The sequence below is a fragment of the Peribacillus sp. NPDC097284 genome (genome assembly GCF_044761765.1).
Lineage (GTDB): Bacteria > Bacillota > Bacilli > Bacillales > DSM-1321 > Peribacillus.
Genome location: NZ_JBIWCZ010000015.1, coordinates 55,994 through 63,015, shown reverse-complemented (window position 1 = coordinate 63,015; position 7,022 = coordinate 55,994). Strand labels below are relative to the sequence as shown.

Below are 7,022 nucleotides of genomic sequence, written 5' to 3'. Positions count from 1 at the left end.
AAATGTTTGACTTGCTCATTTTGCTTTTTTATAGTGTGTGCTCACTCAAAATTTACGTTGGCGCTTTGTTTTGTTCAGTTTTCAAAGAGCAATTTGTTTGCCGCTATCTTAGCGACTTTATTATCTTAACACCTTTCAACCAACTTGTCAACAAGTTTCGAATGTTTCTTTTCTCGTTATGATGTCGTGTTTCGGTGTAGTTAATATAATATCACCAGTAGAAATACAAGTCAATTAAAATTGTGATATTTCTTTGTTTTTTTAAATCCTATCTATAGAGTACAACTTCCACTAGTATACCCACTTTATCCTTTCTGCTTCAAAGACATGTCGTTAACATAAATCTATAAATAGAAGCAGGGGGCAACTTCAATAGTCACCCCCTGCTTCTATAACGCTTATTTATTAAAAGAAATAATGTTTGCTTCTTTAATATCGACTTTTCCACTCTTTTCTATCTTAACGCTTTCCCCTTCAGCGAGGTTCGTAAAGACAATCGGAGTAATAATAGAAGTCGCATTATTTTTAACATAGTCAATATCTACTTTAAGTAGTGGTTGGCCGATTTTCACCTTGTCATCTTGAGCGACGAGCGCTTCAAACCCTTTACCTTCTAATTTAACTGTATCGATTCCGACGTGAATCAGTACTTCTCGCCCTGTTTCCGAAACGATACCAATGGCGTGTTTAGTTGGAAAGAGATTGACAATCGTCCCGTCAACCGGAGAAACAACCAGACCATCCTCCGGCACAATAGCAAAGCCATCGCCCATCATTTTTTCAGCAAATACTGGATCAGGCACTTCAGTAATCGGCTTGATTTCTCCTTTAATAGGAGAAACGAATTTTTCAGAGTCAGAAGACCCTTCCGTCCGTAATGGTTTCGGAATCACATCTTCTATTTGATTTTCTACGCCTTTTTCTGGTGAGGCTTCAACCCTACTAGGTCTTTTCCCATCCATGATATCTTTCATTTGCCCTTTAATCGTTTCGGAACGTGGGCCAAAGATGGCTTGGATATTGTTACCGACTTCAAGCACTCCTGCCGCACCGAGTTTCTTCAATCTATTTTTATCAACTTCTTTAATATCATTAACTGACACACGAAGGCGCGTGATACAAGCGTCCAAATGCGCGATGTTTTCTTTTCCGCCCATCGCTTCCAAAATATCTCCAGGAAGGTTACCTGATTTCTTGGAAGATACTCCAACTTCGTCATCATCATCTTCTTCTACCTCGCGACCAGGAGTTTTCAAGTTGAATTTCCTGATTGCAAATCGGAATCCGAAATAATAGATAAGCGCAAATACTAAACCAACCGGAATTACGATCCAAGCATTTGTTTGCGGATTGATTAAACCGAATAATGTATAGTCGATTAACCCGCCGGAGAAGGTCATCCCAATTTTTACATCAAGCAAATGCATCGTCATGAATGATAGACCTGCAAACACACAGTGAATAGCGAAAAGAATCGGCGCTACAAATAAGAATGAGAATTCAATTGGCTCTGTTATACCTGTCAAGAAAGCTGTAAGAGCAGCCGATGCCATTAAACCACCGACAATTTTCTTGCGTTCTGGACGAGCTTCGTGATAGATGGCCAATGCTGCAGCCGGTAACCCGAACATCATGAATGGATATTTTCCTGTCATGAACGTACCAGCCGTTAAATTCTCCACTCCATCTTTAATTTGCGCCATGAAGATTGCTTGGTCACCTCTGATAGGTTCACCCGACGAATCGATGTAGCTACCAAATTCAAACCAGAATGGTGAATAGAAGATATGATGCAAGCCGAACGGAATTAACGCCCGTTCCACTACCCCAAAGACAAATGCACTAAGCGTCAAATTAGCTCCAAGCATGTTTTCTGAGAAGGAATTTAATCCAGATTGAACGGTCGGCCAAATTACAATCATGACCAGTCCCAAAACAACCGCGCTTACCGCTGTAATAATAGGCACGAAACGTTTTCCCGCAAAGAACCCTAAATACGAAGGCATCTCAATTTCATAGAACTTATTATACAAAATGGCAGCCATGACCCCGACGATGATTCCGCCGAATACTCCTGTACCTAACGTAGGAATTCCAAGAACATTGCTGTAAACGGCACTGTTTTTCTCGACATCAGTCAAATCAATTCCTAAGACCGTTCCCATTGTTACATTCATGATCAGGAATCCGATGATTGCTGCCAAACCAGCAACCCCATCTCCACCTGCCAGTCCAATCGCTACACCTACCGCAAATAATAGCGGAAGATTTCCAAAAATAATATTCCCAGCGTTTTCCATGACGGACGCTACCATTTCCACTCCGCCATTTTCTAGAAACGGAGCGATATCCAAGAGGGCAGGGTTTTGTAAAGCATTACCCAGTGCGAGTAAAATACCGGCAGCAGGCAAGATCGCTACAGGAAGCATTAAAGATTTTCCAATTTTTTGCAAGATACCAAACAACTTCTTAAACATTAGGTTTCCTCCTCATTTTGTTTTCACACTAATAAAACGGTTACATTTCATTAAACTGCTAATACACTTCTAAGCTGTTTTGTATGCAAAAAAGGCATAAGTAAAGGTAGGACCGAAAAAGAACATGTGGGTATAGATTACCCTGTTCCACTCTCAATCATTCTCCTTACTTATGCCTGATCGAATCAGTAACACGTAGGTTAATGTTTTTTTTAATTTTATTTTGCAATCGTTGAATATGCATCGTTAAGTAGACAGCTTCCGCATCACAAACCGGTTTGCCTAATTTCTGTTGCATAATTTTTATTAGTTTCCAAGACAAATTGTAGCATACAGGATATTCTTCTTTCAATAGCAAAGTGATTTTTTCAGGTTCATCCACCGTTTCCCCTGCCAATACGCGATCGATCATAAACCTTAAATGACGAATCAGCCGCGAATAATCGATGCTTTCTTTATTTATCTCAACGTTCAACTGCTCTTCTATAATGGAAATCAGTTGAAAAATCACCTGGGAATACTGATTGACGTCAGATAAATCCTTATTTGCTATGGCACTATGGATATGAAGCGTGATGAAGCCAATCTCTCCATGAGGCAGTCCTATCCCGGTCTTATCTTGAATGAGGTCAACAACCTCGACTGCGATATTATGCTCAAAAGGATAGAGGGTGATCGTCTCTTTTAAAAATGGGTTTTTTATGGTCATCCCTTGGGAAACCCGTTGAAGGGCGAATAGTAAATGATCAGTTAAGCCCACATGTATATGCTCATTAAGTTTTCCAGGGACCCTTTTGTTTATCAAATGAATGGATTCAATTATGGCCGCTTGAAGATTTTGATCGATTTTCGGCAATAACTTCTTGTAATTTTCCTGTTCCTTCTCGCTTTTCAAAACAAACGTTTTCTCTGCGAGTTCCGGACTTAGTTCATCGCCTTTTTTTCGATTAAATCCCAGGCCCTTTCCAATAGAAACGACCTCACCATATGATGGGTGATTAGCAATTACAACATTATTGTTCAATACCTTTTCAACGATAAAACCGCTCATTTTTTTCCCTCTTTTTTGAAAGAATTATCCCATCCATTACAAAACATTTATATCTATACTATACACGTAAAGTCCTTCTTCTTACAACACGAGAAAAGAGGCCTATAATAGGCCTCTTTTCTCGTGTTGTTTCACTTTAAAAATATGAAGTATAGAAGGAAGACCACTCCAAGTCCCCACATGATTGGGTGAACTTCTTTCGCTCTCCCTTTCATTGTCATCGTAATGGGATAAAAGATAAATCCACAGGCAATCCCTGTTGCAATCGAATATGTCATGGGCATCATGATAACTGTGAAGAAGGCAGGCACCGCTACTTCAAATTTATGCCAGTCAATGTTTTTAAGCGATGAGGCCATTAGTACACCTACAATGACTAAAGCTGGTGCAGTTACCGCTGACGTCACGACGGAAAGTAGCGGGAAAAAGAAAAGAGATAGGACGAACAGTAAACCTGTAACCACTGCGGCAAAACCGCTACGAGCACCGGCAGCGACACCCGCTGTCGACTCCACATAAGATGTCGTCGTCGATGTACCAAGGATCGCACCTGAGACAATGGATAGAGAGTCAGCAAGCAACCCTTTTCCAACTCTCGGAAGAACATTATCCTTCATTAAACCTGCTTGTTGAGCGACAGCCACCAACGTACCGGCTGTATCGAAAAACGCTACGAACAAGAAGGTCAAAATCACGATCAGCATTTGGCCGGTAAAGAGCTCACCAGGATTTCCGAAAGCATCGAACGCAACTCCGAATGTTGGTGCGATACTTGGAATCGCTCCAACGATTTTCTCCGGCACTGGCACTTGCCCAAAAATCATGCCAGCTATGGCAGTGATCACCATTCCGATGAATACACCGCTTTTCACGCCTTTGGTCATTAGAATGACGGTGACGATTATCCCGAATACCGCGAGCAATGTACTTCCGTTCGTTAAATCACCAAGTCCGACCAGTACACTATCATCATTCGTGATGATCCCTGCATTTTGAAACCCTACAAATGTTATAAATAGTCCAATACCAGCTCCGACCGCATATTTCAATTCGACTGGAATAGCATTAATGATTTTTTCCCGAATACCCGATAAGGATAGAAGGACAAATATGAGCCCTGAAATTAAAACACCGGTTAAAGCCGTTTGCCACGGGATTCCGAAACCGAGTACAACCGTAAAGGCAAAAAATGCATTCAATCCCATTCCTGGTGCAAGCGAGATTGGATACCTGGCTATGAGACCCATCAATATGGAACCAATTGCGGCAGCCAATGCCGTTGCGGCAAACACTGCTCCATAATCCATTCTCAATTCATCAGGGTAATCCTCTATGCCCTGTAACGTTAACATCACTGGATTCACAACCAGTATATAAGCCATTGAGAGGAATGTAGTTAAACCGCCGAGTATTTCCCGACGATAGCTAGTACCCAGTTCATTAAAACGAAAGTAATTTTTCATAATGAGTCTCCCCTATCATAAGTTCGTATAACACAAAATGAAAATACCCCATTCGCTTCCGAACGGGGGCTCAACTACTAATATGTAAAGAATGCGCGCGTGACCTACCCCACCCATTCATTCACATCGTAGTCAAGCTGTTAACGGCAGCTTGGTAGAAACTTTCGGGCCATATTCCCGATATTATACGACGATTATGTTTAATTTATTATTATAGGTATAGTGTACCAGTGCGTAAAACAGCCGTCAATATAAAAAGCGAATAATTTTAATTAAAAAATATAGAACGTTCGCCTTTTAGTTATCATTTCCATTTCACGAAGAATATCCACCCTCTATCATCCACAAATAAACCCAAAAAGATAAATACCAAAAAAAACCAGCGAAGGTAAAACCCTCACTGGTTCGATGTATATACTATTCCCACTCAATCGTTGCAGGTGGCTTGGACGTTATGTCATACACAACCCGGTTAACATGGTCCACTTCATTGACGATTCTTGTGGAGATGATTTCAAGTACTTCCCAAGGAATTCGAGCCCAGTCGGAAGTCATTCCATCAATTGATGTGACAGCACGGATACCGATTGTGTAATCATACGTACGGGCATCTCCCATTACCCCTACACTACGAATGTTAGGAAGGACTGTGAAGTATTGCCAAATTTCACGTTCTAAACCATTCTTCCTGATTTCCTCGCGTAAGATATAATCAGACTCACGGACGATTTCAAGCTTTTCATCTGAAATTTCTCCTAATACACGAATTCCCAAACCAGGACCTGGGAACGGCTGACGCCAAACGATTTCATCAGGAATGCCCATTTCGCTTCCTAATGCCCGTACTTCGTCCTTGAACAAAGTATTCAATGGTTCAATCAATTTGAATTGCATATCTTCCGGTAGACCGCCGACATTATGATGTGATTTAATCGTTTGTGCCGTTGCTGTACCGCTTTCAATGATATCTGTGTAAAGCGTACCTTGTGCAAGGAAATCGATGCCTTCTAGTTTCGTTGCTTCATCATCGAACACGTAGATGAACTCGTTACCGATGATTTTACGTTTCTGTTCAGGATCGGAAACGCCAGCAAGTTTCGATAAGAAACGTTCTTTTGCATCCACTTTAATGACGTTCATATTAAAGCCATCACTGAAAGTTTTCATAACACTTTCCGCTTCACCTTTACGAAGTAAGCCATGATCAACGAAGATACATGTCAGCTGATCGCCAATCGCTTTATGGATCAACACAGCCACTACGGATGAATCCACTCCACCGCTCAATGCGCAAAGTACTTTTTTATCCCCGACTGTTTGACGGATTTTTTCCATTTCAATTTCAACGAAATTTTCCATGGACCAGTCACCTTTACATCCACAAACTCCGAATACGAAGTTCTTCAAGATTTCATTGCCGTGTACGGAGTGACGTACTTCTGGATGGAATTGAACGGCATATAATTTACGTGACTCATCACTCATTGCCGAAATCGGACAAGACGGATTCGTTCCATCGACCGTGAAACCTTCAGGTGTTTCGACGACCAAGTCACCGTGGCTCATCCAGACGATTTGTTCTTTTGGAAGATCACTGAATAATTTAGATTCATTTTGAATCGTAAGAGTCGCTTTTCCATATTCACGGTTTTTGGCGCGTTCCACTTTTCCGCCAAAATGTTTCGTCATCAGCTGCATGCCATAACAAATTCCGAAAATTGGAAGACCTAAATCGAAAATACGTTCATCGCAGCCAAATGCACTTGCATCATATACACTGTTAGGGCCACCTGAAAAAATGATCCCTGTAGGATTCATTTCCTGTAGTTCCTCCACTGTAATGGTATGAGGATGAAGCTCACTGTACACACCGAATTCACGAATACGTCGCGTAATCAATTGATTATATTGGCTTCCGAAATCAAGTACTACAATCATTTCTTGGTTTTTCTGCAATTCTGTTTTCCCCGGCACAAACGTCACCTCTATCAATGTAATTCACCCAAAAACGAGTGATTTTTCATATAAAAA

General features: G+C 41.1%; 4 protein-coding genes and 1 riboswitch. All 4 genes read right to left on the bottom strand.

Annotated features, from left to right (window positions below; translation table 11 throughout):
• Window positions 1–398 precede the first annotated feature (398 nt).
• The 4 genes from ptsG to guaA all read right to left on the bottom strand — a co-directional run bounded on the left by ptsG (window position 399) and on the right by guaA (window position 6,965).
• Window positions 399–2,477 carry a glucose-specific PTS transporter subunit IIBC gene (ptsG, locus tag ACIQXU_RS18695; protein ID WP_402991649.1) on the bottom strand — a complete coding sequence of 693 codons (2,079 nt, stop codon included), beginning with the start codon at window positions 2,475–2,477 and terminating at the stop codon, window positions 399–401.
• A gap of 166 nt (window positions 2,478–2,643) precedes the next feature.
• On the bottom strand, window positions 2,644–3,528 hold the full coding sequence (gene glcT / locus ACIQXU_RS18690; RefSeq protein ID WP_402991646.1) for a glucose PTS transporter transcription antiterminator GlcT: 885 nt from the start codon (window positions 3,526–3,528) through the stop codon (window positions 2,644–2,646).
• Window positions 3,529–3,659: 131 nt separating this feature from the next.
• Window positions 3,660–4,991 (bottom strand): NCS2 family permease, encoded by a 1,332-nt coding sequence (locus tag ACIQXU_RS18685; RefSeq protein WP_402875544.1) that lies wholly within the window; start codon window positions 4,989–4,991, stop codon window positions 3,660–3,662.
• A 109-nt stretch (window positions 4,992–5,100) separates the two neighbouring features.
• A riboswitch (purine riboswitch) is annotated at window positions 5,101–5,202 on the bottom strand.
• A 206-nt stretch (window positions 5,203–5,408) separates the two neighbouring features.
• Window positions 5,409–6,965: a glutamine-hydrolyzing GMP synthase gene (gene guaA, locus ACIQXU_RS18680; protein WP_402875551.1), complete on the bottom strand. Its 1,557-nt coding sequence runs from the start codon at window positions 6,963–6,965 to the stop codon at window positions 5,409–5,411.
• Window positions 6,966–7,022: the final 57 nt, after the last annotated feature.